The sequence below is a fragment of the Paraglaciecola sp. MB-3u-78 genome (assembly GCF_002835935.1).
In the GTDB taxonomy this organism is placed as follows: Bacteria; Pseudomonadota; Gammaproteobacteria; order Enterobacterales; family Alteromonadaceae; genus Paraglaciecola.
This window is the reverse complement of sequence record NZ_PJCF01000006.1, coordinates 666,333-690,898: the sequence shown is the minus strand read 5'-3', so window position 1 is coordinate 690,898 and position 24,566 is coordinate 666,333. Positions and strand designations below refer to the sequence as shown.

Genomic DNA, 24,566 nt, shown 5'->3' with positions numbered 1-24,566 from the left:
CAATATTTTTCCAGCCCAACTTTTTCACTTTCAATGAGCATAAACATGAAAATTGCCGCTGATTTTAATAAGCGAGAGATAGTTCACAGTGCCAGCATGTCGTGGGTAGATTCACCTATGGCTGGTGTGTCAAGAAGACCCTTAGACAGAGTGGGTGATGAAGTTGCACGAGCCACTTCAGTTGTGCGCTATGCCCCTAGCAGCCAGTTTTCACCTCACGTACATGTTGGTGGAGAAGAATTTTTGGTTTTGGAAGGTGTATTTCAAGACGAGCATGGGGACTATCCTGTAGGCTCATATGTACGTAACCCTCCTCAATCTAGCCATACTCCAGGCTCAGAAGCTGGCTGCGTAATCCTCGTCAAATTATGGCAATTCCAACCAGAAGACCGAACCCCAGTAAGGCTAAATATCAACGAGGTGATACCTTTACCACACGCAAATGTGAAAGGTGTATCGCTTATCCCATTGTTTACAGATAAACACGAACACGTTTCTGTAATGGATATTCAGCCACACACTAATATGGAATTTGTTCCTGAGGGCGGAGCAGAATTATTTGTTTTACAAGGCAGCGTAAAAGAGCAGCAGGATTTGCTAGTAACACACAGTTGGTTGCGCACCCCAGTCGGTTATCCATTAACTTTTACCACTGCCGAGCTTGGTGCAAAAATTTGGATAAAGACTGGGCATTTAAGGGATGTGGAGCAGCAGATACAGAGGGTACTCGAAGCCAGTTGAATGTTTCAAAAAATAGGCTTGGTTATCTACTGCATCTGCATTGCTAACCTGCAATTAAAGTCTGCGATGGGGCGTATGTTAAATATCCATTAACTGCACATATCGCTGCCTTATGAGTTATTTTTGTGCTGAAAAAAGAATGAATAACTAAATTGCTTGTTCTCTAGCAAATACTCTTTATGGGTGCTCGGACTCCAAGAGTCATCACCACCAACGCCCATATGTTGATGGTCTATGTGCACATAAACCACATCATCTTTTACCAACTCGTTAGTGTGTTTAGCTGCTGCTAACTGGCTTTGGGAATATTCGCTTGCTGCAAATGAAAACTGACCCGCCACCTGTAACTCACCGATTTCAAGCCGTTGGCAATCACTACGCTGGCCGTTATCAGTGGGGAAAATATAAGGAGTATACAATGCATCTAAAGTTAAGCTGTACTGAGCTAAACGTGCTGCCGATTTTCGATCAGGATAGTTTTCAAATGGTCCCAATCCTAACCAGTTAACTTGAAGATTTTCTTGTATTGCTATCCCCAAACTGACTCCAACACGTGGCAGCGGTGGTAAGTTTTCGTTTAAATGTACATCAACATTAACTTTTATTTCACCACTATTGTTGATGGTATAGATCCATTGGGTTTGTGCACATAGCTCATCTTTATATTCATAGTCGAAGACACAGGTAATACGCACGTCGATTTTTGAGGCTATGGCATTAATCTGGCGGCATCTACGTTGCCATTTACCCACGCCTGCTTTTATCCAGCGTGCTTCCCAAGCATTGGGATCTAAGTTATCCACTTCACTTACACCAATATCATTATCAAGTGGAGCACGATAAAAATTATCAACTAGTGGACTGGCTATGACGGCGATGTTGTCTTGCTGCCAACTTTCGATCAACCCTGTTTTGGGATCAAATATGAGTTTTAAACCGGATCCTAGAATAGTAATGGTATCAATATTTTCACTTAAGGTAAGAGGCGCTTGAGCACTTTTATTCGAAAAAGTAGTGCTCAATAACCGTTGGCTGTTTGCCAATACAAATTGCTCGGTAGCCATGACATGTCCGGATTGCGCAAAACTGCAATCGTCAACAAGTTCAACGTCTATATTTAAGTGATATTGAGCACCTTGTGCAAATTGTGTAGTAGGTACAATGACCATGTTGACTGAGCTTTGCGGTGCGATGTTCAGGGTTAAATCACCTTGCTCAACCTCCACACCATTTTGCAGCAGTCGCCACACTAGTTTTTCGTTGTCTGTGGTTCTAAACACATAGTCACTAAAAATTGCGAGTCTATATTCATTTGGGACTGACTGTTTTGCTGTTACCTTTGTAGACTCAGGATTAGACAAAGGCTCTAGTGTAAAAGACAAATGTTGTTGGCAATATTTAGCTTCAAATAAACTAGGGTGAGGGCTTCGATCAGGAAATAGCAGCCCGTTAATACAAAATTGGCGATCATTCAGCGTATCGCCAAAATCACCACCATAGGCCCAATAATGCACACCATTTTCATCTATTTTTGATAGACCTTGGTCAACCCAATCCCAAATAAAACCACCTTGTAGGCGCGGGTATTCTTTAAAAGCTTGCCAATAATCATCAAAGTTACCTAAGCTGTTACCCATCGCATGAGCATACTCACATAAAATCAGTGGTCGGGTTTCGCCTGGTAAACTGAGCCATTTTTTAATGGAATATTTAGGTACCGCTTCGTCCTCAATATCATAATCAACTCGTGCATACATGGGACAAATAATATCCGTAGCAAAGGTATTGGCACCACCGCCTTCATATTGCACTGGTCGTGATGGGTCAAAGCTTTTTGACCAGCCGTACATAGCATCATGATTTGCACCATGGCCGCTCTCATTTCCTAATGACCAAATAATAATAGAGGCATGGTTTTTATCCCGTTCTACCATTTGTGTATAACGCGACATAAAAGCCCCAGCCCATTGAGAATCTGAAGCTAACCGGCCCATAGGAAACATACCGTGGGTTTCTATATTGGCTTCATCCACCACATACAGCCCTAACTCATCACATAATTCATACCAACGAGGATGATTGGGATAATGAGCAGTGCGCACCGCATTGAAATTGTTTTGTTTCATTAACTTAATATCAGCAATCATGTCTGATTCAGTTACCGCATGGCCATTTTCTGGATGATGTTCGTGTCGATTAACCCCGCGTATCAGCAGCGGTTGTCCGTTAACGCATAATTGCCCATCTGTAATTTCCACCTTTCTAAAACCAACGTCATAACCTTCTACGTCAACGGTGTTACCTTGTTCATCTTGCAGACTTACCACACAGCGATACAAGTTAGGGGTTTCAGCAGTCCATTTTCGAGGGTTTTCAATGGAAATACTTTGGAATACCACATCATGCCAGCCACCTTTCTCATCGACTCGTTTGTTGTTGGTACTTTGAGTTTGGGGTTCACTAATGGCAATGTCACCATCAAATACTTGTACACTTACCTTGTAATTGTTAGGTGCATTAATAGCCGTTTTAATGGCCAAAGTGGCATCGCGATAACAGGCGTCTAAATTAGGCGTAATAAATACGTCGCGAATTTGCTGTTGGGGTTTGGTGAGTAATATCACATCGCGAAATATACCGCTTAACCACCACATATCTTGGTCTTCAAGGTAACTGCCATCGCTCCAACGGATCACCATCACTGCTATGCGGTTTTTACCTGCCTGCAAAAATGTTTGTAAATCAAACTCGCTAGGTAGGCGGCTGTCTTGTGAATATCCCACCCACTGGCCATTACACCACAAGTGAAAAGCCGAGTTAACACCATCAAAAATAATATGATTACGCTGGCTGAGTTGCTCAGGAGTGACTTCAAATTCGGTACGATAACACCCTGTTGGGTTATCACTGGGAACAAAAGGCGGATTGACCGCAAAGGGATACTTTACGTTGCAATAAATGGGCTTATCAAAACCTTGAAGTTGCCAATTTGACGGTACTGGCGTTTTTTGCCAGATGTCATTGGTTTGTTCACTAAGAAAGGAGCCATCTACTGCTTCAGGTTTATCAAATAGCTTAAATTCCCAGTCACCGTTTAAGAGTTGCCTTTGAGGGTTTTGTTTTTGACGTGCATCAGCAAGGGTTTTATAACCATTAAGTGGACTATGGGCTCTCACTGTATTTATTTGCGTCGTGAGTGGTGTTTCCCAATCGCGGCGCTGAAGAATGTGATCTAATGACGTCATGGTATTTCTCGTAGGCATATACATGCATATTATAGTGTTTTGCTGATGCCACATAATATAGCTAAAACCCTATGTTTATATTATGCTTAAAACTATCTAAAATTTATCTAAAACTATCATTTTAAATTTATGAAACATCACATCAAAGACCTACTGGATATTGGCCAAAACTGCTATGAACGTTTCATAGATGCGGATGTATTAGCTGAAATAAAAGATCTGGAAATCACTTTAGCTGGATGTTCAAACTTATCAGGGAGATATTGTGTAGGGCGCACAGCTCCTCTTGAACATACACTGTTTTATACCCTTAAAGGACAAGGTAAGTTAACCACTATAGACTGCGAATACTCTCTCGTGGCAAATACTCTGGCTATTTTGCCAACCAAGCAGAGTTTCGAGGTAAGCATCGCTTCAGAGCAATGGGATATTATTTGGCTAAACCTCGCAAACACAAAACGTTGGCAACATCTCGCTTTGGAAAAAGCCTTAATAATCGAGGACCAAAAACTCGCGCCATTACATCTTGCCATGGAGCTTTTATATAGTGAGCCAGATGCTACTTTGCGCGAAGGTGTGATGCCAATATTGAGTTATTATCTCAATGCCACCCTCACAGGGGACAATCAAAACAAAACAAATAACCGACTATTTAACTTATTTCAAGATATCGAGAAACGCCTCCAGTACAACTGGACGATAGAGGCGATGTGTGACCAACTACACTATTCGCCGCCCCATTTACACCGCCTGTGCAAAGCACAATTTGGAAAAAGCCCTATACAAAAACTCATTCATTTGCGTATTGAACGGGCCAAAAGTTTATTGTTAAATACCCTCTGGCCTGTGCAACATATCGCGAGTTATGTTGGGTACACAAATATCTTTAATTTTTCAAAAAGTTTCAAAAAAATAGTCGGCATATCACCAAGTGAATTTAGACGCCGACAAAATTAGCGTTAAACGAGCAAACAACATTTGTAATAACGAATTGGTTGTCACACAAACTTCAGTCGCTCCACCTACTATGAATAATGAACGAGATTCATTCAAGTGACTGTTCAGAAGTGACTGTGAGGGTCGATTCACGTTTCACTAATTGCGGTCTAAAGTGCAGATGAGGAATACTATCGACGCTGGTTTTAGGGGAGCGTAGATTCACTAAATGCTGGATCAAAGACGCAGCTGCCTTGCGCGCGATAATATTAGTTGGCTGTGCGGCAGTGGTTAACATTGGCCAAGTTTGACGGGAAAATGGACTATCCTCAAAACCAGCAATTGCCATATCATCAGGCACATTGAGACCTTGCAAGCGCACTGCAAATAACGCTCCCGCCGCTATTTCATCGTTACAGGAAAATATCCCAGTAGGAGGCTCTGCTAAAGACAATAATTGTTTCGCTCCTTGAACGCCGAACTCAAAAGAGTAAGAGCCATCAATCTGATAATCCTCAATAATCGGTATATTGTGTTTCTTCAATGCATTTAAATAACCTATTTTGCGCTCATGACTCGAACGGTGACTCTCGTCACCTCGTAGAAAAGCAATCTTGCTATGACCTTGTTCGATCAGGTGTTCGGTAATATCAAAGGCCGCGTCTCTGTCATTAATATATACGCAGGGCGACGATTCTTGACTCACTTCACTGGCAGAGATAATCCGAATAAACGGAATATTCATTTCATCTAAGCCCCTAAGCACCTCAGGCATTTCCGACAATGGTGGTGAAATGATCAACCCAGCTAACTGAGAACGTTTAACCATAGTCGCTAATTCTTCTACGATATGTTTGTTATTGGCTGAGCAAGGGTGAATAACCAATTCATAGCCGCGATCTCTGCATTCAGCCAATATTCCATTTTGCATATCGAGCACATAATAAGCGTTCGGATTGTCGTACACATAACCTAGAGAGTAAGATTTACTGCCCGCAAGATTTCGTGCAGCAGTATTGGGTTGATAGTGTAATTCGTTAATTGCGTCGTTAACTTTTTGCAACGTCTCCTTACGGACCGAGCCTTCATTATTGATGACACGGGATACAGTTTTAAAAGACACACCGGCTAATTCAGCCACATCTTTAATGGTAGTTTTTGTGTTCATTGTTGTATCAAGCACCATTTTTTATATTGTGTAACGAACACTTGGCTTAAATTTTTAAATCAACAAAAATAACATTGTCAGTGTCATTTTTAGGTAAATAACAGAGCAATCAGTATTGATGATTACGTCTTCACTCCCAGTCTTTAAATAACAAGCTCAGAATGTTGTAAATAATTCTTTAGTTGATAGAATAAATGACAACGCTGTCATTTATCAATAGGTTATCGCAATGGATAGTGAATATACTAACTAAAAATAATACAGTTCAAAGGAATTTTTATGCAGATTATTATTTATGACAATGCTCAACAGGTTGCCGAAAGCGCTGCACTATGGGTAAAAGAGCTGATTAAGAAAAAACCCGACCCTGTATTAGGCTTAGCAACAGGTAATACACCCATTAGCTTATACAAACAGTTAGTTGATCAACATAAATCGCAAGGCCTTAGCTTTAAAAACGTCACCACCTTCAACTTAGATGAATATCACCAAATAGATCCAGCCAACTCACAAAGCTATCGCAGTTTTATGGATAAAAATTTATTCAATCATGTTGATATTGATGTGAGCAATACCTTTTTACCTACCTGCGCTACGGGCGAAAACCCAAGAATCCAAGGATTGGCTTATGAAGAAAAAATCAAACAACAAGGCGGTATTGATTTACAAATTTTAGGTATAGGAGCTAATGGACACATTGGTTTTAACGAACCTACCTCAAGCTTGTCTTCGCGAACACGAATTAAAACTTTAACCCAACAAACAATTTCCGATAATAGTCGTTTATTTAAGCCCAATGAAAAGCAACCCACTATGGCAATGACTATGGGTATTGCCACAATTATGGATGCACGTTATGTGTTGTTGATGGCTACTGGTGCTAACAAAGCCAATGGGGTTAAAGATATGATCACTGGTGGTGTTTCGGCCATGTGTCCCGCTTCTGCACTACAAATGCATGAAAATGCAATTATCTTATTAGATAAAGCAGCCGCCAGTGAATTAAGCGACCAAAGTTACTATCAGTGGGCTGATAACGAAAATCGTAAGTTAATTGAAGATTACGGTTATTTTCATAACTATTAAATACGCAGTTAAATAGCGACGGCTGCTCAATAATGAGTGCCAGGCAAGGCTGTATAACCATAAAAAGTAATCTAATAATGATGAATAAATAAAGTGTGTATTGTTCTAAAAACAGAGGAATAATTTTTGACTCATTCAACGAATATTTTTCTAGGCATTGATGGCGGCGGCACCAAATGTAAAGCTCGCTTGGAAGATGCACAGGGAAACCTTTTGGCTGAAGCTACCTCAGGTCCAGCAAATGCCGCGCAACATTTAATGGGTTCAGTTGCAGCTGTGCTTGAAGCCAGTGAAAAAGCCATCGCCAACGCTAATATTAAAGGATTAACCCTAAACCATATCCATACGGGAATTGGCTTGGCTGGTATTAATATTCCCCAAGTTAAACAAACCTTTCTAAAACAAACCCTGCCCTTTGCTAGTTGGCACATTACCACTGATTTACACATTGCTTGTCTTGGCGCTCATTTAGGTCAAGACGGAGCCATTGTAATAGTAGGAACAGGTTCATCTGGGATAGCTATCCATAACAATCAACAGTTAGAAGTGGGAGGTCATGGTTTTGTCGTCGGCGATAAAGGCAGTGGCGCATGGCTTGGCAAGATGGCGGTTAGTCATTGCCTTGAAACATTGGATGGTATTACCCCTAACAATCTTCTTTGTGAACATGTACTGAGCTTACTTAATTGTGACAATCCTTACGACTTGGTTAGTTTAACTTTAGAGGCAAAACCGGCATTTTACGCATCTATTGCCCCGCTGATTCTGCAACTCGCGGCAAGTCAGCAAGAAGATGCATTATTACTAGTTAATCAAGCTGCGACTTATATCAACAAGCTTTGCCATCGATTATTAATAGGTAACTTAGATCGTTTATCCCTGATCGGCGGCATTACGCAACCCTTGATGCCTTATTTGGATAGCCAACTACAGGCTAACATTCAGCCCGCTAAAGCGACGCCAGAACAAGGCGCAATTCTATACGCCAAGACAAAATTAACTAAAACATTTTAGAGGTACAGATGCAGCGTTTTTTTGCAGAAAGTTTGTTTGATGGAAACACCATTCTAAAAAATCAAATGATTACTGTTGAGGCCGGCACCATTCGCTCAATTGAATCAGCACAGTTGCAAGATGATGTGATTCAATTATCTGGTTTAGTTGCTCCCGGTTTTGTGGATGTGCAGGTCAATGGTGGTGGCGGTGTATTATTTAATAATCAGCCAAACCTAGAGACGCTGCTCACTATGAGTCGTGCCCATCAACAATTTGGTAGCACCGCTATCTTGCCTACGCTTATCACCGATGATTTCGCGACTATGCAGCAGGCAGCAAATGCCGTGGCTGCAGCCATTGCCCAAAATGTAAAAGGCATAATAGGTATTCATTTTGAAGGACCTCATTTAAGTCAGCCTAAAAAAGGCATTCACCCCATTCAGCATATTCGGCAAATTAGTCCTGATGAAATGGCCCTGTTTAAACGCACCGACCTCGGTTTAGTATGTGTAACCTTGGCCCCTGAAAATGTACCTGTCGAGATAATCAAAGAGTTAGTACAAGCTAATGTAAAGGTCTGTTTAGGTCACTCTAATGCGAGTGCCGCCCAAACGTTTGCAGCACTGCAAGCGGGTGCCCAAGGTTTTACCCATTTATTCAATGCCATGTCTCCGCTGCAAAGTAGAGCAGCGGGCATGGTTGGAGCGGCATTATTAGACGCAACTAGCTACTGTGGATTGATTGTTGATCATGAACATGTGGATATGACCAGTTGCCAATTAGCCATTAAATGTAAAACCCCCAACCGTATCATGCTGGTTACCGATGCTATGTCTCATGTAGGTAGTGAACAAATTGAATTGCAATTTGCCGGTATGCAGATCAATCGACAAGGGAATAAATTGACCATTGAAGGCGGTAGATTAGCGGGATCGGCACTTGATATGGCCAGTGCCGTTCGTCACTGCGTACAAGATTTACAGTGTTCTATTGAAGACGCTATCAAGATGGCTTCCACTACTCCAGCCACATTCCTAGGCTTGCAACAACAAAAGGGCTATTTGGCTTCGGGGTTTGCCGCAGACTGGGTCGTATTAACCGACCAATATTATGTGAATGCCAGTTATATAGCTGGTGAGCAAGTATTCGGCTAAAGCAGACTTAACCCTAAAAACAATAAGAATGTGAACAATACAAACAATTAATACCCCGTAGTCTAAATCAGGTGCACTAATACCTATGCTTATTATAGGCATGTTGTTCTTCGTATTTGGTTTTTCACATGGCTCAACGGCGCATTGATCCCATTCTTACAAATAGTTTGTGATCTCACAGAATCACAGGCATTACTCGTTGCCTTTTCCTTTTATATTGCCTATGTAGTGATGGCACTGTCTATGTCTTGGGTGTTAGACAAAGTAGGCTACAAACATGCTATGTGTTTAGGCTTAGTAGGAATAGCTTTAGGATGTTTACTGTTTATTCCAGCGGCATATTCCCAAGAATTCGCAGTGTTTCTTGTTGCTCAGTTTATTGTAGGAACAGGTCTGACTATTCTGCAAACTGCATCTAACCCGTATATTGTTAAAATCGGTCCACAGGAAACCGCAGCAGTGCGTATTTCCATTATGGGTTTACTGAATAAGTTTGCGGGTTTTCTTGCGCCAATTGTTTTTACTGCCTTAGTGTTGGGAGAGTTTGTAGGCGTGAATGCCCAATCTATTGCAGCACTGCCAGAAGCCGAACGTGTTGCCCAAATTACTGCTTTATCTGATGGGTTAGTCTTGCCCTATGCTTATATGGCTCTGGCTTTGTTTGCATTAGCCGTTTTAGTAAAATTTTCATCATTACCAGACTTAGTCCTGGAAAAACCACAATCGGCGGATGCAGAAGCGGGCAGCTTAAAAGCTTACCCACAATTGATACTAGGCGTAGTGGCGCTATTTTTATACGTAGGAGTCGAGGTAATAGCAAAAATATTGAGGTAACGATAAGTAAAAAAGACTAGCGTGAAGCCCTACCACCTCAATGAATTGAGTAATTGCTTGCTGCATCAGCCACGCAGTAATGACTGTGCTTGCAGCAATTTATTCACCCCATTCTTAGGTGTTTTAGCGAGCTTTTGTGTCAATGTAAAGGGTACGTCTTGTAACGTTATTAAGTGGGAAATATCGTGTAGCATGGTCATCCACAGTTTGGCAGTCATTTCTGAATCGTATAACGCTCTGTGAAATCCTCCTTCTGATGGAATGTTTTTATAGGCTATGAGCGAACCTAACTTATGATTAGGCGCTTGTTGATAGATACGTCTCGATACCAGTAAAGAACACGCAAATTGGCCATGATAGGATCTATAAATTCGAGCTAACTCCGCATCCAAAAAGCGTTTGTCAAATGACGCATTATGGGCAACAAGGTTATGCTCCCCCATAAAGTCAGCAAACTGTTCCATTACCTCATTGCAGGGGGCCGCTTTGCTTAACATACGGTTAGTGATCCCGGTATAATTTTCAATAAAAGCACTGACGCGTTTTCCTGGGTTCATTAATGCTTGAAAACGATCAACCACCAGCCCTTTTTCCAGACGAACCGCCCCTATTTCGATGGCTCTGTCTCCCATGTCGGGAGAAAGCCCAGTGGTTTCAAAATCAAGTACAACAAGGGTGTCGGCGTAGGCTTGCGTCATCTAGGAATTACCTGTGTAAACTGGACTGGGTATGTTAACAAACATTTGGTCAATAGCCGAAAACATACTTGGCGATAGTGTTGTCGGCGCCACTTTTACCCCACTGATTAAATGCCAGTCTAAAAAAATTAGCATTATTGCTGAGAGTGTAAACCCAATATATTACCTTCGGTATCGACCACCAAGGAAATAAAACCGTCGTCACCAACAGACATTTTCTGTTTTTCTATTCGTCCACCGGCCGCTTCAACTCTAGACTCTTCTAGGGTAGCGTCATCCTAGGAAAAATAGCCAAAGTACGATTGCCACCAGCAAAGACATCTGGTGTTTTTACCAATGAGCCACTGGCTCCATATGTTTCCATATCAAACGGGAACGCTAGCATTTTAATACTAGAATCGTTCAGATCACCTAACTCTTCTAGGCTAACGTTTAAAACAGATTCATAAAAATATTTTGCGCGGTCTAACTTATCAACATAAATTTCAAACCAACCGACAGGATGACTTGGCATAATTTTTCTTCTCTGAGTTTAATTATTTGTATCACTGTCAAAAAATATTTTAGGACCATTTGGTGACTATAGCCAACAAGCATCACTTGGTGAGTGATGCTTGTTGTGAGTTAGGGCATGCTGTCCATTTTTGGATCGACTAGGATTTAATTCCACATAGGCCGAACTAACCAATAGAGCGGATGGTTTTACTTTAGGTTACTTTTCTCAGCCAACATAATATTTCGATAGGTATCCACCCAATATTTATCTTGGTTAGCCACTAAGTAATCTAAAAACTTAGCGTGCTCTTCAGTTGTTGTAACTAAATGGTCGCCCCCTACTCCGTGGAAAAGCACATTAATCAACCTGATGTTAGGCGGCTGTTTTTCAATGAAATTGATGATTTGTGCGCTACTCATGTCACTTGGTCCAATAAGTGCGGTAGAATTGGGATCTTCTAAACTTTTCACCCCTACAAACTGCTCTTTTACTGCCTCAACGTAGTTTCCGTCTTTAACCATTTGATCAAAACAAGGTGGCGTAAACGTGTGTTCACTATATCCGTCCAATGACGTGAGTACCGTATTGGCCACAGTGATTTCATTCACCATAGCTTGCACCGTTTTATCATCCAGTGCGTTCGAGGCTTGAACCCACTCTCGGCCTGGTTTGGCACTAAGGCACGCATGAAATAACGAATGGTTGCCCAGCTCATGTCCTTGCTTAGCCAATTGACGCCATTCTTCAATACGATTTTTAAATGCGTCTGACAAAGGCACAATATAAAATGACGCCTTAAGCCCCCGCTGGTTTAACGCTGGTAATGCATTATCTAACTGACTATTTAGGGCGTCGTCATATGACAAACTAATCGCTATTTTATGACCCTCAGGCCATTGCTGTGCTGCCACCAAGGGGTGGTAAGCCAAATACATTGTTATAGAAAAAAACAGGAAATGAGTAAAAACGGTAGTGACACGCACAAAGAAATCTCAGTATTTACAATTAAGTTAGCGGCTAGTGTGCCCAACATTTATGCAAATCTACATAAATAAATCACTCTTAAGCGTAATTTATCCTAGTAAACCAATCACGATATCAACATAAGCAGTTGCACAATGATACATAAAGCATTTATATATTTTCATAATTGCAATAAAAAAATTCGAATGCCAACATTTCCTCAATTAAGGTTAATTTTACAAGGTCTGCCTGATGTTATATAACAGAAAAAATATTGGCTTCATTATACTCCTGCTTAGCTATCTGAGTGCTTGCGGTGGTGGTGGCGGCGGAAGTACAGCAACCAATCCTCCTAGTTCGCCTGCAGCTAATATTGCCCCAATAGTCAATGCAGGTGTCGATCAGGTAGTGGATGAACTAACTGATGTCACATTAACTGGCAGCGCATCGGATTCTGATGGAACAATCAACACCTATAGCTGGGCATTAACTTCCACTGGCACATCGGTAACGTTAACCGGACCAGATAAGGCATCTGCCACTTTTACAACACCTGATTTAACGAGTGACGAAGTGCTGACATTTTCTCTTACTGTCACCGACAACGATGGTGCAACTAGCAGCGATACGGTGTCGGTCACCATTCAGAACGTTAGCCCCCCCTCTCCGCCCCCAACAGGCGAAATGACGGTGCCTGACGGCGGAGCGTTTATTTTACAAGCCGACCCATTAGCCTCGGCAACGTTTTGGGAAGGTAACGGTAGTCAACCAGTGGGCACTCGAACCATTGTCGATGTAGTACACCCGCAATTTTCACAAGCCTTAGAAGTGAATATTACTAATCCTTCAGGTGTCACTTGGAATGGCAGTATTAGTATTGGCCTCAGTGAAGACGTAAAAGTCGGTGATAACATACTGCTACATTTATACTTTCGTACTATGGCCAGTCAGTATGAAACGGGCACCGGTTTTACTCGTGTGTTACTGCAGGGTCCTGAACCTGAATATGTAAAATTAATTAGTCGCAACATCAACAGTGCCAGTGAATGGGAAGAGTTTTTTATTCCTGCCACAGTGACCCAAGATTTTGCTAAAGGTGAACTCAACCTAATGTTCGAACTGGGAGCGGGAGACAAACCACAAAGGTTTCAGCTGGCAGGCATTGAATTGTACAACTATCAACAAAACATAGCATTTGCCGACCTACCTCAAACCAAAGCGACTTATGGGGGCCGAAACGAGACGGCAACGTGGCGCGCAGCAGCAGAAGCACGCATTGAACAACATCGCAAAGGTGACTTCACTGTCACCTTACAAACGCCTAGCGGCGACAAAATTAGCGATGCTGATATTAGTATCAATATGCAAAAACATGCATATCATTTTGGCTCGGCAGTGGTATCGAGCATGTTAGTAGGTGAAGGTGCTGATGAAAAAATATACCAACAAAAAGTATTAGAGCTTTTTAATCAAGCTGGGCCAGAAAACGATTTAAAATGGGCACCGTGGACTGGTGAATGGGGCAGTAGTTTTAACCAAGAAACTACCCTAGCGGGTTTGCAGTGGCTAAAAGATAACGAGTTTTACACCCGTGGCCATGTGTTAGTTTGGCCTTCTAAACGCAACCTGCCTGATGCCATGCAACAATATTTACCTGACGACCCTGCCAATGCCGATCCTCAAGCTTTAGTTGAGATGAGTAACCATATTGATGACATTACCTCAAGAACAGCCAGCCTAATTTCTGAATGGGACGTACTTAACGAACCTTACGACAACCACTATTTAATGGACGCATTTGGTGATGAAGTCATGCTTGATTGGTTTGAACAAGCCCGTAAAAACTTGCCTGAGCATAAACTGTATATCAACGACTACAGCATTTTATCATCGGCTGGGTCAGACACAGCCCACCAGCAACATTACCAAGACACCATTGAATATTTATTCGCCCAAAATGCGCCCATTGATGGTATTGGATTACAAAGCCACTTTAATGATGTGCTCACAGATATTACTAAGGTGTATAGCATCATTGACCGTTTCCATCTGGCATTCCCCAGTGCCTCCATACGCTCAACTGAGTTTGATGTTTCAACACTTGATGAGCAGTTACAAGCCGATTACACCCGTGATTTTCTCACCATATTCTTCAGCCACCCGGCGACGGTTGGCGTGCAACTATGGGGATTTTGGGCGGGTAGGCATTGGTTCCCAGATGCCGCATTATATGACCTTCAATGGCGAGAAAAGCCAAATGCAATTGTATGGAAAGACTTAGTATTCAACCAGTGGCACAGCCAATTTGCAGCTAAAACCAGCTCCGAGGGTATCTTTTCAGGCCGTGGGTTTTATGGCGATTATGAAATTACATTTAGCTATCAAGGTATAGAGCAATCCCTAACCTTTAGTGTTGAAAAAGGTGCACAGAATAATATTCTACTGACAATACAATAAGTCTAAATACCTTCTAAACTTGTCAATTGGGCACATCATCTGTGTGCCCTTTAATTTAATCTAAGTTCATTCCCACTAAAGAAATGTCTAAGCTGTTTTGTCATAGGATCAATAAATTGCAATTGTTGTGCTAATAGTTGCAGGGGTTGGCTGTAATCATCCGGCTTACTTGCCTGTAACTGTGGATAGTAAGTATCGTTTAATAGCGGCCAGCCAAGGCTTTGCATATGTACGCGTAATTGGTGCGTTTTACCTGTTATGGGATTCAGCTCAAATAAGGCTTTGTCGGCTGCATGTTGCAGGCAACGGATCCGCGAATGACTGTTGGCCAGCCCTGGGACAATATGCATTAAAAATCTTGGTTCAGACTTCTCCAAACGATTTTTAACCTCCCATTTCTGGTTGTCAATCACTGGGTTGTTAATCGTGCTGGCAATCGCCTGATAGGTTTTGGTCACTTTATGAGCTTCAAATAATCGGTGGTAATGGGTACGTGAGTCAGGGTTAACTGAAAATAATACCAAACCAGCAGTGCCGTTATCAATACGATGCACTGCTTGTAATTGCTGATTACCAGTTTTATTCCGCAAGCGATTTTGCAGGCATTCTTCAACATACTTTCCCCCTGGCATAACCGGTAAAAAATGCGGTTTATAGGCCACCAAAATCAACTCGTCTTCAAACACAATTTCCTCTGCAAAAGGGATCACAGGCTCACGTGCCACTTCACGATAATAATACACCCGCTGCTGGGCCGCATAAGGGGTTTGCGCACGAATTAAACTTCCGTCATGCCAATGCACTTTGCCATCAACCATACGTTGTAGCCACACATCAGCTGTTATACCGGGAAACTTACGAATAAGAAATTCTAGAACAGTCGTTACACCAGGGTTATGCTGAGGTAGGCTGAGTTTGGAAGGGGAAATAGCTATCGCCATAATGGCACTCGTTGTTGATTTTATAAGGCACTTTTAGGTCTAAATTGAAAAGAAAGATCAGCATGTGTTATTTGAACACCCAATAACACTGTTTGTGCATTCACTCTAAAACGATGTCAGTCTCAGGGTGTTCAAATAAACACTGAGATAGGCATACCTGCCTTTTTGGCATAAGCCTAATCAGGTTTTAGATAAGCGATATCCTCTTGGTCGTCTAAACCAAAATCGTAGCCCCCTTCAAAGTCATCATTTAATTCATTGGTGACATTGACTGAGAGTTCTAAAATCTCAGGAATATACATAGCCAAGTTTTTTTGTGAGGTGATGATGGTTTTAAATTCACTAAAATCCAGTAAAGACGTCTCTTCAAGAAAATTTCTTATACTAACTGACTGACTTTCCGAAAAGTTTGACACACACACCGCAAATTTTTCGAGCACAAGCTGCACATCTGTACTGCTCAGATAAGTCATCAGTTGGGTGTAGCGCTCATGATTAAAAACATTCTGCTGGGAGTCGATCAACAGCAAGGCCACGGCTGAATTGAGCAGTTTTTGCAGCTCAAATTTTAGATAGTCTTCATCGGTTTCAGGTATTATTGCGTTGGCAGCATATTTTGACGAGATACTTCTGTACAAGTTTAATAGCTTTAAGCTGTCCTGGCCTTTTTTAACTAAACCAGCATGTATGCTTGTTATATCAGAGGTGTCGTTGGCTGCTAAAGCGTAAGTGCTGAGTTTGATTTGTTTAAAATATTCGGCTGAAATATTCTTTAATCCAGCATATTTTGCCCAGCCCGCTCTGAAACAGTAAACAATACCTTGGGTCTTGATAATATCTTTGGCTTTTTCGGTACTATTGTCACAATGACTTAACAGCCCTAGATTGATGATCCCTAGGACTATTTCACAGGCTTTTTTAATATGATCAGCATAAATAATAGATAAATTATCAGAGGCGATCCGCAGCGACATATCTGACAATTGTTGCTTAGTTTTATGCACAAACTCCTCAGAAAAATATCCGTCAGCCAGACCGTCTTTTAATACCAAAAGGATAAAGGGTTTATTCCGCAACTCTGCTATTTTCATGACATTATCCTATAGCGGTGCAAACATATCGTCTGTATCCATTTCCACAGCCGTCACTCTTTGTTTATTGGCATTATTTTTTAAGGCCGCCTCTATATTCTCCAAAGTGCCATTAGTGCTCACGGCCATCACTTCATTATAGGCTTCTTCATCTAGGGTTTTTATTTTCAGAAGCAACTCTTCAATGCTGCCAGACACTTGTTCTTCATCGTATTCGAGCTCAGAAAAGTCATGACCAATAAAAGGCAATGATAAATATAACAAGCCAAAATCATCTTGAATAATGGCCTTGAGTATTTCTCGTTGTTTTTCATCATCTTCATAAGAAAGAAATATTTGTGCGAGCAAACTGTGGGCCTCGGTTTGTGCACAAAATAACGACTCTTCATCCAAATTTTGCCAATATGAAGGCTCGACATTTAATAATTTTTTAATGGAATCCGCATCCATCAACCAAGTGGCAATAGAAGGTATAGTGGCATCATGCTCGCGCACAATTTTAGCCACGGTTAAAATATCCATTTCAGCAAATACCGCTAACATGGCGTTATCACCCTGCTCAGATGCAATTTTTTCTAATGAGGTACCCGCATGCCTGCCGCTGTGTTGGGCTTGTTCCGTAATATCGGTGGCGAGAATCAGTGCTTTACTAGTCAATTGGTATTCCTTAAAAATAATCTCATATTATTCATCATAGCCGTAGGTTGCATAGGGTTGTTCTGTGTCATCGTCAGCTTCCACGTCCTGGGGTAAAGCAGGTAAAGGGGTGGCATCATAGGTATTATAAAAATGAATAAGCAGCACTGCCGTTTTTAGCTCACTTTCTGAGTGATTCATTAATTCTGTAATAGTGGCTCTGGCATCAGCATGTACACCCACAAAAGGCTTGATGTCAGCCCATGCCGGTTGCTGAGTGACATCTAGCTTAGCTAGATTTTTCGAATCAATTCTTACGCTGCGAGTAATGGCCATGGCCAATTGGTCCACTAGGCCATTAAAGACCGAGCTGTTTGAGGCTAACTGAGCTGACAAAACCTTTAAATAATTAGTCAACAAATCAGGGTTTTCTGGATCGGTCAATGACTCCATATTTTCTAAATACATAGAAAAGTCATCGGATAGATAAGAAGGTATGGGTGTTTCAAATGACATTTAATTGATCCCTACAACAAAGCATTGTGCCAAAAAGAATCTGCGATTTCTCTTGGGTCGGTGATAATAGTGTAATTGCTCTTAATGTATAAAGAGCGCTTTTGAGGATCAACAATAACTTCGTACGCTTTTTGAATTAATTGAAATTGTTCTTTTGCCTCTGCAGCATCATTTCTATCGGGATGGTATTGATTGGCCAGTTTTCGATACGCTTTTTTAATTTCGGTGGTCGTGGAGGTTCTGGTGACCCCCAATAGCTCAAAATGGTCCATAAAATTTAACGTAAACCTTGTGCATACAATGCAACTAAACGTTGCCTGAGTTTTTCTGTCTCCCATTTTACCTTTACCGTTGTTTTTTAACAATGCCGGGAGGGTATTTATCAGATCTGTACCCTGTTAGTAAAATAGGTCTACTAAGTGAGGTGGTTGAATAGATCCGACTACCTAAGTTTAGACATATATGGTTTTGTATCTTGTTTCGTGAAACACATGTAAATCCTCATTAGACTAAGTGTGCATCAACCCACCTACGACTTACTATGGCGTCCAATTTCAATACAACTTCATCATCATCAATTGTACTACTGCTATATTAAAAAATAGTTTAGAGTTTTAGGGGAAGATCAGTTTGGTTTTTTTCCTCTCACCGCCCAATTTTTGTATCCTTCATTTTCAAACAAGTATTGTTGAAGTCGTCAAACTTTTCGCATGTAGTCCTCACAAATGTCATATGCGATGGGTAAAAGGTACATTTTGATTGGTAAAAACAAGTGCTTGTGAACTTATCCCAGCGCTGACATTTTTCAACGCATTCAAGGCTTTCATTCGTATAAGTGGTTTTCTCAAACAGACACTTGTTACTAAAATCATCCCAATACTGGCAGTCGTTCAGTGCCAAGGGGGTATGAGTTGTCGATTGGCCACATGTGATAGTAACGTTATCATTACTAAATGTTTCACCAGGGACAAGCTGTACATCTTTTGCTCTGACATTACTTGCCAGTAATATCCCCCATGTAAATAAAACCATCAATACATATCTGTGCATTATTCAAATCCTTGTTTCTTAATTTGTCTTTAGTCTAAATACCCCGCTTGGAGGTCGTGTTAAGTCAGCACGGTTTGCCCTTGATACCGAACCGTAAATTAGTTTGTTGAGGATTATCACCAATAAAAACATTAGTACATCAGAAATATGACATGTTTTGCAAGGGTTAGTCATAGTGTGAATCCTAAGATCACTACGTGGTTTCCACAGTTTGTGCATGGATACCCCTAATTGAGCTTATCGAATTGAATATATATATTGAGTGTAAAACAAACTACTACTTTGTTTTACAGGGGATATTAATCATGACAGAGCGACTACTCATGATTACAAACATAAAAAAGCTGGCGATTTAGACGTCACTATTCGACCGATCACATCCGATGGCATAGAAATAGAGGCAGCTTTTATGCGATAGATTCAAAACCAGATGAACGTGAAATGGCTGTCACTGTGTCGGATGAGTTTCAACATCAGGGCATCGCTACACAACTAGCTAATCATTTGATTGAGCATGCACGGACTAACAGCAATAAAATCGTTCTACAATTTACACACTCAATGGAGTAAACACGATGAGCAATTACAAAAACATATTAGTCGCAATAGATGTTAATGCACCCCACGAAAGTATTATTCGCAAAGCATTAACGGTTTCTCAGTCTCCTGAGGATTTAATATTGATGTATACCTTGCTACCTACAACATATATTCAACCTTACCTTTATCCAATGGAATACAACGCGATAGACGATTCTGAACGCATGTCCTTAACCCATAAAAAACTAAGTGATATCGCCACAGAATTTAGCATTACTGAACATAATGTTTTTGTAAAAATTGGTGTCGCGGCAGATGAGATAAGAGAAATGGCCAATGAAAAGAATATAGACCTAATTGTAATAGGCACACATGGCAGAAGTGGCATTAAATTGCTGCTTGGTTCAACAGCCAATTCTGTATTGCATGGCGTGAAACAAGACGTTCTTGCTGTTCGGGTTCACGGATGAAATCGAAAACATTCGAAGCAAATAAAATCATAAGCAGCGAATCTGGTGGCATACTCCCCTGCTCACCAAATGCAACGGTTACATACCCTTTTTCACCCAAGAAAACGGTGGCCTCAATATTAATGGCATGTTTAAGCGTATTTTTGTTAACGGGCTGCACGGACAATCCGCATCAGTCCCTATCAAACTCTTCACAAGGGGATGCAGAGCAAACGCGGCAACGTCCTTTAAAAAAAGTAAATGTCATGACGATAGAACCGCAAATAATATCCATGGCTAACGAATTGCCCGGCCGTGTAGAGGCCTTTAAGACAGCAGAAATTCGTCCTCAAGTGGACGGTATTATTCAATCCCGTTTTTTTGAAGAAGGTAGCCTTGTTGAAGAAGGTCAGCAACTCTACCAGATTGATCCGGCAAGATATGAGGCGGATTATCAAAGCACAAATGCGAGTTTGCAAAATATAAAAGCAGAACTGGAGCTTGCCCTTGCATTAGAGAGCCGCTATCGAAGCCTGATAAAAACCAACGCCGTAAGCGAGCAAGAGTTTGATAGCGCGAAGGCAAGTGTGGCACAAGCCGAAGCCGCTGTTTCTCTTGCGTGGGCTGAGGTGAAAATAGCAAAAATCAACCTTGACTACACTAAGGTTTATGCACCTATTTCAGGCTATATTAGCCCATCTACAGTGACCGACGGTGCTCTCGTTACTGCGCAACAACAAGCAGCTTTAGCAACCATTAGACAACTTGACCCAGTTTACGTCGACTTGTCTCAGTCTGCGGCCAATGCAAAGACTTTGCAGCAAAGTTTGATGACCAGTCACATGACCAAAGGCGAAGATGCAAAGTTTGAGGTAACGCTTTTATTTGGCAATAACGATTTTGTCTATCCCCACACAGGCAGTCTGTATGCTACTGATTTAGCCGTAGATGAGAACACGGGTACGATCCGATTGAGATCTGTGTTTCCAAACCCAAATACAGCTTTATTACCTGGTATGTTCGTGCGTGCAACCATCGATAAAATGGGAATTCAAGAAACAATCATAGTGCCGCAAAAAGCCGTCAGTATAGAGGCCGATGGCTCAAAGGCGGTTTGGATTGTTGATGCTAGGAATATAGCAAGCAAGCGTGCAGTGGTCACCAACAGCACTTACAAAAATAATTGGGTAATCAAAAGCGGTCTTAAAACTGGCGATACCGTTGTTGTAGTGGGGGCAATGATGTTGCAGCCAGGCTCCAAAGTCGATCCTAAAAACATCAACTCGAAGGATTCAACTAATAGGTCCTCTGGAGCAACGAAATCTGATGACCGTGCTACAGCCAATGCTGAAAATAACAAAACGAGCTCAAATTAATGATCTCTAAATTTTTTATAGACAGACCCATTTTTGCGTGGGTTATTGCCATCGTTATTATGGGGGCCGGAACGCTTGCCATAACATCACTGCCAGTTGAGCAATATCCAAATATTGCAGCTCCTAAGGTATCAATATCAGCAACTTATCCAGGTGCTTCAGCACAAACACTTGAAAATACAGTAACGCAGATTATCGAACAAAATTTGACGGGTATTGATAATCTGCGCTACATCCAATCGGAAAGTTCTTCATCTGGGCGGGCAAGCATTAACCTGACCTTCGAGCCAGGAACCGATTCAGATATCGCGCAGGTGCAAACTCAAAATAAAGTATCTCAAGCGGAATCCTCTTTGCCTCAAGCGGTTCAACGTCAAGGTGTTGCCGTTAGTAAGGCCGGAAGCAGTTATTCCCTAATCGTTGGGTTTTATTCAACGGATGACACATATGGGCGAAATGAAATTTCCGACTTTTTGGCGTCTAATTTGGAAGAACCACTTAGCCGCATTGACGGTGTCGGACAAATCAGAACATTCGGGCCAGAGCATGCCATGCGTATCTGGCTCAATCCACAATCAATGAACAATCTCAACATCACAACATCACAACACAAGATGTCATTAATGCGGTGCAGCAACAAAATGTTCAGCTAGCCACCGGACAAATTGGTGGGACCCCGAGTGTTGAAGGTCAACAATTAAACGCAACCATTACGGCACAAACCTTACTTCAAACCGTGGATGAATTTGAAGACATATTACTGACTGTGAATCAAGACGGAGCTCACGTAACCTTAGGTGATATTGCCCGCGTTGAAATTGGTTCCGAGAGCTATAGTGTTATCGGCCGCTATAATCGCCGCCCTGCATCGGGAATTGCCATTGAACTAGCGTCAGATGCAAATGCCCTTCAAACCATCCAAGCGGTTAAAGATAGAATTCAAGAATTTGACGATATTATTCCTAAACAATTAAAGGTCGTTTATCCAGTTGATATTTCACCTTTTGTTGAAGCTTCAATTTATGACGTCATAAAAACGCTATTAATAGCAATCTTATTAGTAATATTAGTGATTTATATATTCTTACAAACAGCACGCGCGACTTTCATACCGACGGTAGCCATTCCAGTTGTGCTGCTTGGCACTTTTGCGTTTCTTCTTGTGATCGGATATTCCATCAATATTTTGACACTGTTCGCGCTGGTTCTGGCCATCGGAATGTTGGTTGATGATGCGATTGTTGTTACCGAAAACATTGAAAATAAATTGGAAAAGGATCCCAATATAAGTCCAAAGGACGCAGCCATAAAAGCAATGAAAGAAATTTCAGGAGCACTTGTCGGCACAACCGTAGTTATATGGGCGGTGTTTATTCCGATTACATTTTTTGAAGGATCGACTGGGGTCATTTATCGACAGTTTGCCGTTACGATTTCAGTGGCAATGGGGATATCACTTTTTGTCGCGCTTAGCCTATCGCCATCATTATGTGCCATTGTTCTAAAACAAGCGAAGGTAGAAAAGAACACTGGATTCTTCGGACTTTTCAATAAAGCATTTAATAAAATGAAGATGGGCCACGCAAACCTTTTAGAAAAAGTATTGGCGAACCGATTTATTCTACCTGCCGTGTTCTTTGCGATAATCGCTGTTGCAATTGGTCTGTTCATTAGAATACCGACGTCATTTTTGCCTGACGAAGACCAAGGCCGTATGTTCACATTGGTTAACGGGCCTGTCAGTTCAACCTTGCAACAAACAGTTGAGAAAAATAAACAGGTCGAAGACTTCTATTTAGACCAAACAAACGGTGCGGTTGAAGGAATATTTACTGCGGCTGGTTTTAGTTTTTCTGGGAACAGTCAAAACGTGGGAATCGCATTTATCAAAATGAAAGATTGGGCCCAGCGCACAGAAAATCAAAGCGTCTTTAAAGTGAGTAAACAAGCAGGTAAAGCATTGTCATCTGTAAAAGACGCTATGATTATTCCAATTGTGCCGCCGGCCATAATAGCGTTAGGTAATTCCAGCGGTTTTGAATTTCAATTGGTTGACCGAGCGGGACTGGGGCAAGACGCTCTTAACAATGCCATGCAACAGTTTCTTGGAGAGGCTAACCACAGCAGTTCTTTAAAAGGCGTACGTTTTAATGGTTTGGCGCCCGGCCCACAATATGACATCAATATTGATTCGAGCAAGGCGCGAGCAATGGGTGTACCCATTGCCACAATCAACCAAACCTTAAGTACTGTACTTGGCGGTTCTTACATTAATGACTTCTTAGAAGATGGTCGTATTAAGCGTGTTTACGCACAGGCGGACGCTGAGTACCGTATGCTGCCAAAGGATATAGACCGATGGTATGTACGCAATTCAACTGGTGGCATGGTTCCTTTGTCAGCCTTCGGCTCAGGTGAATGGTCATATGGCGCACCAAAGCTAACACGGTTTGACGGCAATTCTTCTCTTGAAATTAAAGGTGAGGCCGCACAAGGCATTAGTTCAGGTGAAGCCCTTAACGAGATATCAAAACTCGCTGAAAGCTTACCAAGTGGAATTGGTTTGGAATGGACGGGCTTATCGTATGAAGAAAAAGAATCCGGTGGACAGGCTTGGATTGTTTACTTGATTTCAATCATTGCCGTGTTCTTAGCATTGGCCGCATTATATGAAAGCTGGACCATACCTTTGGCGATCATACTAACTGTTCCACTTGGTATATTTGGTGCTGTTTTGGCCACATGGTGGTCTGGACAAGCAAATGATGTTTACTTTCAGGTGGGCTTATTAATGACCATTGCCTTGGCTGCCAAAAATGCAATTTTGATAATTGAGTTTGCAAAAATTAATTTTGAAGATGGCATGAATGCCTATGATTCAGCGGTCATGGCCGCTAAACAAAGACTTCGCCCTATTTTGATGACATCACTAACATTTATTTTGGGTGTGATGCCTTTGGCATTTGCCGCAGGGCCAGGGTCAGGAGCGCAAAATGCAATATCAATTGGCGTACTGGGTGGTATTACGGCCACAACAATATTGGTTTTATTTTTCGCGCCCTTCTTCTTTATATGGGTCATGCGCCTATTTAAGACTGAAGAGTTAAAAAGTGACCGTCAAAGTTAGGGTACACATTCAATTTTATTCAGCGCAAAACAAGTGTTTAGGCTAGGTGCTTTTTTACGGGTCAAA

At 41.6% G+C, this 24,566-nt stretch carries 19 protein-coding genes and 2 pseudogenes; 11 read left to right on the top strand and 10 right to left on the bottom strand.

Going from position 1 to position 24,566, the window contains the following annotated elements:
* The first annotated feature begins 45 nt into the window (after positions 1–45).
* Complete coding sequence (locus tag CXF95_RS17525) at positions 46–741, top strand: cupin domain-containing protein (protein WP_101199870.1); 696 nt, start codon at positions 46–48, stop codon at positions 739–741.
* A gap of 110 nt (positions 742–851) precedes the next feature.
* Here the strand turns inward: CXF95_RS17525 and CXF95_RS17520 are convergent, their stop codons facing one another.
* Positions 852–3,986, bottom strand: coding sequence for a beta-galactosidase (locus CXF95_RS17520; RefSeq protein ID WP_101199869.1), 3,135 nt, complete (start codon positions 3,984–3,986; stop codon positions 852–854).
* A 129-nt stretch (positions 3,987–4,115) separates the two neighbouring features.
* Here CXF95_RS17520 and CXF95_RS17515 point away from each other — a divergent pair, with 129 nt between their 5' ends.
* Entirely contained in the window at positions 4,116–4,943 is an 828-nt protein-coding gene (locus CXF95_RS17515; RefSeq protein ID WP_101199868.1) for a helix-turn-helix transcriptional regulator, read from the top strand.
* 88 nt (positions 4,944–5,031) lie between these two features.
* On the opposite strand, the gene CXF95_RS17510 is transcribed toward CXF95_RS17515, so the two are convergent.
* Positions 5,032–6,090 carry a LacI family DNA-binding transcriptional regulator gene (locus tag CXF95_RS17510; RefSeq protein ID WP_232787902.1) on the bottom strand — a complete coding sequence of 353 codons (1,059 nt, stop codon included), beginning with the start codon at positions 6,088–6,090 and terminating at the stop codon, positions 5,032–5,034.
* A gap of 279 nt (positions 6,091–6,369) precedes the next feature.
* Between CXF95_RS17510 and nagB the strand changes: the two genes are divergently transcribed.
* The 4 genes and pseudogenes from nagB to CXF95_RS17490 form a co-directional block, all read left to right on the top strand.
* The gene (nagB, locus tag CXF95_RS17505) at positions 6,370–7,176 is read left to right on the top strand and encodes a glucosamine-6-phosphate deaminase (protein WP_101199866.1); all 807 of its coding nucleotides are present in this window, start codon (positions 6,370–6,372) and stop codon (positions 7,174–7,176) included.
* Between the two features lie 126 nt (positions 7,177–7,302).
* Positions 7,303–8,190 carry a BadF/BadG/BcrA/BcrD ATPase family protein gene (locus tag CXF95_RS17500; RefSeq protein WP_101199865.1) on the top strand — a complete coding sequence of 296 codons (888 nt, stop codon included), beginning with the start codon at positions 7,303–7,305 and terminating at the stop codon, positions 8,188–8,190.
* 8 nt (positions 8,191–8,198) lie between these two features.
* The gene (gene nagA / locus CXF95_RS17495; protein ID WP_101199864.1) at positions 8,199–9,326 is read left to right on the top strand and encodes an N-acetylglucosamine-6-phosphate deacetylase; all 1,128 of its coding nucleotides are present in this window, start codon (positions 8,199–8,201) and stop codon (positions 9,324–9,326) included.
* A gap of 85 nt (positions 9,327–9,411) precedes the next feature.
* Positions 9,412–10,145: pseudogene (locus CXF95_RS17490) on the top strand (MFS transporter); the annotation flags it as partial.
* An 80-nt stretch (positions 10,146–10,225) separates the two neighbouring features.
* On the opposite strand, the gene CXF95_RS17485 reads toward CXF95_RS17490, so the two are convergent.
* The 3 genes from CXF95_RS17485 to CXF95_RS17475 all read right to left on the bottom strand — a co-directional run bounded on the left by CXF95_RS17485 (position 10,226) and on the right by CXF95_RS17475 (position 12,337).
* A complete protein-coding gene (locus tag CXF95_RS17485; RefSeq protein WP_101199863.1) occupies positions 10,226–10,858 on the bottom strand; it encodes a PolC-type DNA polymerase III in 633 nt (210 codons plus the stop codon).
* A gap of 262 nt (positions 10,859–11,120) precedes the next feature.
* Positions 11,121–11,372, bottom strand: coding sequence for a hypothetical protein (locus CXF95_RS17480; RefSeq protein ID WP_369809318.1), 252 nt, complete (start codon positions 11,370–11,372; stop codon positions 11,121–11,123).
* Positions 11,373–11,560: 188 nt separating this feature from the next.
* Positions 11,561–12,337, bottom strand: a complete 777-nt coding sequence (locus CXF95_RS17475; RefSeq protein ID WP_101199862.1) for a polysaccharide deacetylase family protein — start codon at positions 12,335–12,337, stop codon at positions 11,561–11,563.
* A gap of 232 nt (positions 12,338–12,569) precedes the next feature.
* Between CXF95_RS17475 and CXF95_RS17470 the strand changes: the two genes are divergently transcribed.
* Complete coding sequence (locus CXF95_RS17470) at positions 12,570–14,774, top strand: endo-1,4-beta-xylanase (protein WP_198556615.1); 2,205 nt, start codon at positions 12,570–12,572, stop codon at positions 14,772–14,774.
* Positions 14,775–14,824: 50 nt separating this feature from the next.
* Here the strand turns inward: CXF95_RS17470 and CXF95_RS17465 are convergent, their stop codons facing one another.
* From CXF95_RS17465 to CXF95_RS17445, 5 genes are all read right to left on the bottom strand, one after another.
* Complete coding sequence (locus CXF95_RS17465) at positions 14,825–15,715, bottom strand: pseudouridine synthase (RefSeq protein WP_101199861.1); 891 nt, start codon at positions 15,713–15,715, stop codon at positions 14,825–14,827.
* A 176-nt stretch (positions 15,716–15,891) separates the two neighbouring features.
* Positions 15,892–16,806, bottom strand: a complete 915-nt coding sequence (locus CXF95_RS17460) for a hypothetical protein (RefSeq protein WP_101199860.1) — start codon at positions 16,804–16,806, stop codon at positions 15,892–15,894.
* 9 nt (positions 16,807–16,815) lie between these two features.
* Positions 16,816–17,463 carry a hypothetical protein gene (locus CXF95_RS17455; RefSeq protein ID WP_101199859.1) on the bottom strand — a complete coding sequence of 216 codons (648 nt, stop codon included), beginning with the start codon at positions 17,461–17,463 and terminating at the stop codon, positions 16,816–16,818.
* 27 nt (positions 17,464–17,490) lie between these two features.
* Positions 17,491–17,958, bottom strand: coding sequence for a hypothetical protein (locus CXF95_RS17450; RefSeq protein ID WP_101199858.1), 468 nt, complete (start codon positions 17,956–17,958; stop codon positions 17,491–17,493).
* A gap of 11 nt (positions 17,959–17,969) precedes the next feature.
* Complete coding sequence (locus CXF95_RS17445) at positions 17,970–18,230, bottom strand: DnaJ domain-containing protein (protein ID WP_101199857.1); 261 nt, start codon at positions 18,228–18,230, stop codon at positions 17,970–17,972.
* Positions 18,231–19,449: 1,219 nt separating this feature from the next.
* Here CXF95_RS17445 and CXF95_RS31530 point away from each other — a divergent pair.
* The 4 genes and pseudogenes from CXF95_RS31530 (at position 19,450) to CXF95_RS17425 (ending at position 24,500) form a co-directional block, all read left to right on the top strand.
* Positions 19,450–19,578, top strand: a complete 129-nt coding sequence (locus tag CXF95_RS31530; protein ID WP_101199856.1) for a GNAT family N-acetyltransferase — start codon at positions 19,450–19,452, stop codon at positions 19,576–19,578.
* A gap of 5 nt (positions 19,579–19,583) precedes the next feature.
* Positions 19,584–20,018 carry a universal stress protein gene (locus tag CXF95_RS17435; RefSeq protein ID WP_101199855.1) on the top strand — a complete coding sequence of 145 codons (435 nt, stop codon included), beginning with the start codon at positions 19,584–19,586 and terminating at the stop codon, positions 20,016–20,018.
* Positions 20,015–21,373 carry an efflux RND transporter periplasmic adaptor subunit gene (locus CXF95_RS17430; RefSeq protein WP_101199854.1) on the top strand — a complete coding sequence of 453 codons (1,359 nt, stop codon included), beginning with the start codon at positions 20,015–20,017 and terminating at the stop codon, positions 21,371–21,373. The genes CXF95_RS17435 and CXF95_RS17430 overlap by 4 nt, the downstream gene beginning before the upstream one ends.
* A pseudogene (locus tag CXF95_RS17425) lies at positions 21,373–24,500 on the top strand (efflux RND transporter permease subunit). Before CXF95_RS17430 ends, CXF95_RS17425 begins: the two are co-directional and overlap by 1 nt.
* The last annotated feature ends 66 nt before the right edge of the window (positions 24,501–24,566 follow it).

Bases quoted from the DNA above. Each gene is read 5' to 3' on its own strand.
- CXF95_RS17460 (WP_101199860.1), bottom strand. From the start codon at position 16,806: ATGAAAATAGCAGAGTTGCGGAATAAACCCTTTATCCTTTTGGTATTA.
- CXF95_RS31530 (WP_101199856.1), top strand. From the start codon at position 19,450: ATGGCTGTCACTGTGTCGGATGAGTTTCAACATCAGGGCATCGCTACA.
- CXF95_RS17485 (WP_101199863.1), bottom strand. From the start codon at position 10,858: ATGACGCAAGCCTACGCCGACACCCTTGTTGTACTTGATTTTGAAACC.
- CXF95_RS17465 (WP_101199861.1), bottom strand. From the start codon at position 15,715: ATGGCGATAGCTATTTCCCCTTCCAAACTCAGCCTACCTCAGCATAAC.
- CXF95_RS17525 (WP_101199870.1), top strand. From the start codon at position 46: ATGAAAATTGCCGCTGATTTTAATAAGCGAGAGATAGTTCACAGTGCC.
- CXF95_RS17470 (WP_198556615.1), top strand. From the start codon at position 12,570: ATGTTATATAACAGAAAAAATATTGGCTTCATTATACTCCTGCTTAGC.
- nagA (WP_101199864.1), top strand. From the start codon at position 8,199: ATGCAGCGTTTTTTTGCAGAAAGTTTGTTTGATGGAAACACCATTCTA.
- CXF95_RS17520 (WP_101199869.1), bottom strand. From the start codon at position 3,986: ATGACGTCATTAGATCACATTCTTCAGCGCCGCGATTGGGAAACACCA.
- CXF95_RS17430 (WP_101199854.1), top strand. From the start codon at position 20,015: ATGAAATCGAAAACATTCGAAGCAAATAAAATCATAAGCAGCGAATCT.
- CXF95_RS17445 (WP_101199857.1), bottom strand. From the start codon at position 18,230: ATGGACCATTTTGAGCTATTGGGGGTCACCAGAACCTCCACGACCACC.
- nagB (WP_101199866.1), top strand. From the start codon at position 6,370: ATGCAGATTATTATTTATGACAATGCTCAACAGGTTGCCGAAAGCGCT.
- CXF95_RS17510 (WP_232787902.1), bottom strand. From the start codon at position 6,090: ATGAACACAAAAACTACCATTAAAGATGTGGCTGAATTAGCCGGTGTG.
- CXF95_RS17435 (WP_101199855.1), top strand. From the start codon at position 19,584: ATGAGCAATTACAAAAACATATTAGTCGCAATAGATGTTAATGCACCC.
- CXF95_RS17450 (WP_101199858.1), bottom strand. From the start codon at position 17,958: ATGTCATTTGAAACACCCATACCTTCTTATCTATCCGATGACTTTTCT.
- CXF95_RS17515 (WP_101199868.1), top strand. From the start codon at position 4,116: ATGAAACATCACATCAAAGACCTACTGGATATTGGCCAAAACTGCTAT.
- CXF95_RS17480 (WP_369809318.1), bottom strand. From the start codon at position 11,372: ATGCCAAGTCATCCTGTCGGTTGGTTTGAAATTTATGTTGATAAGTTA.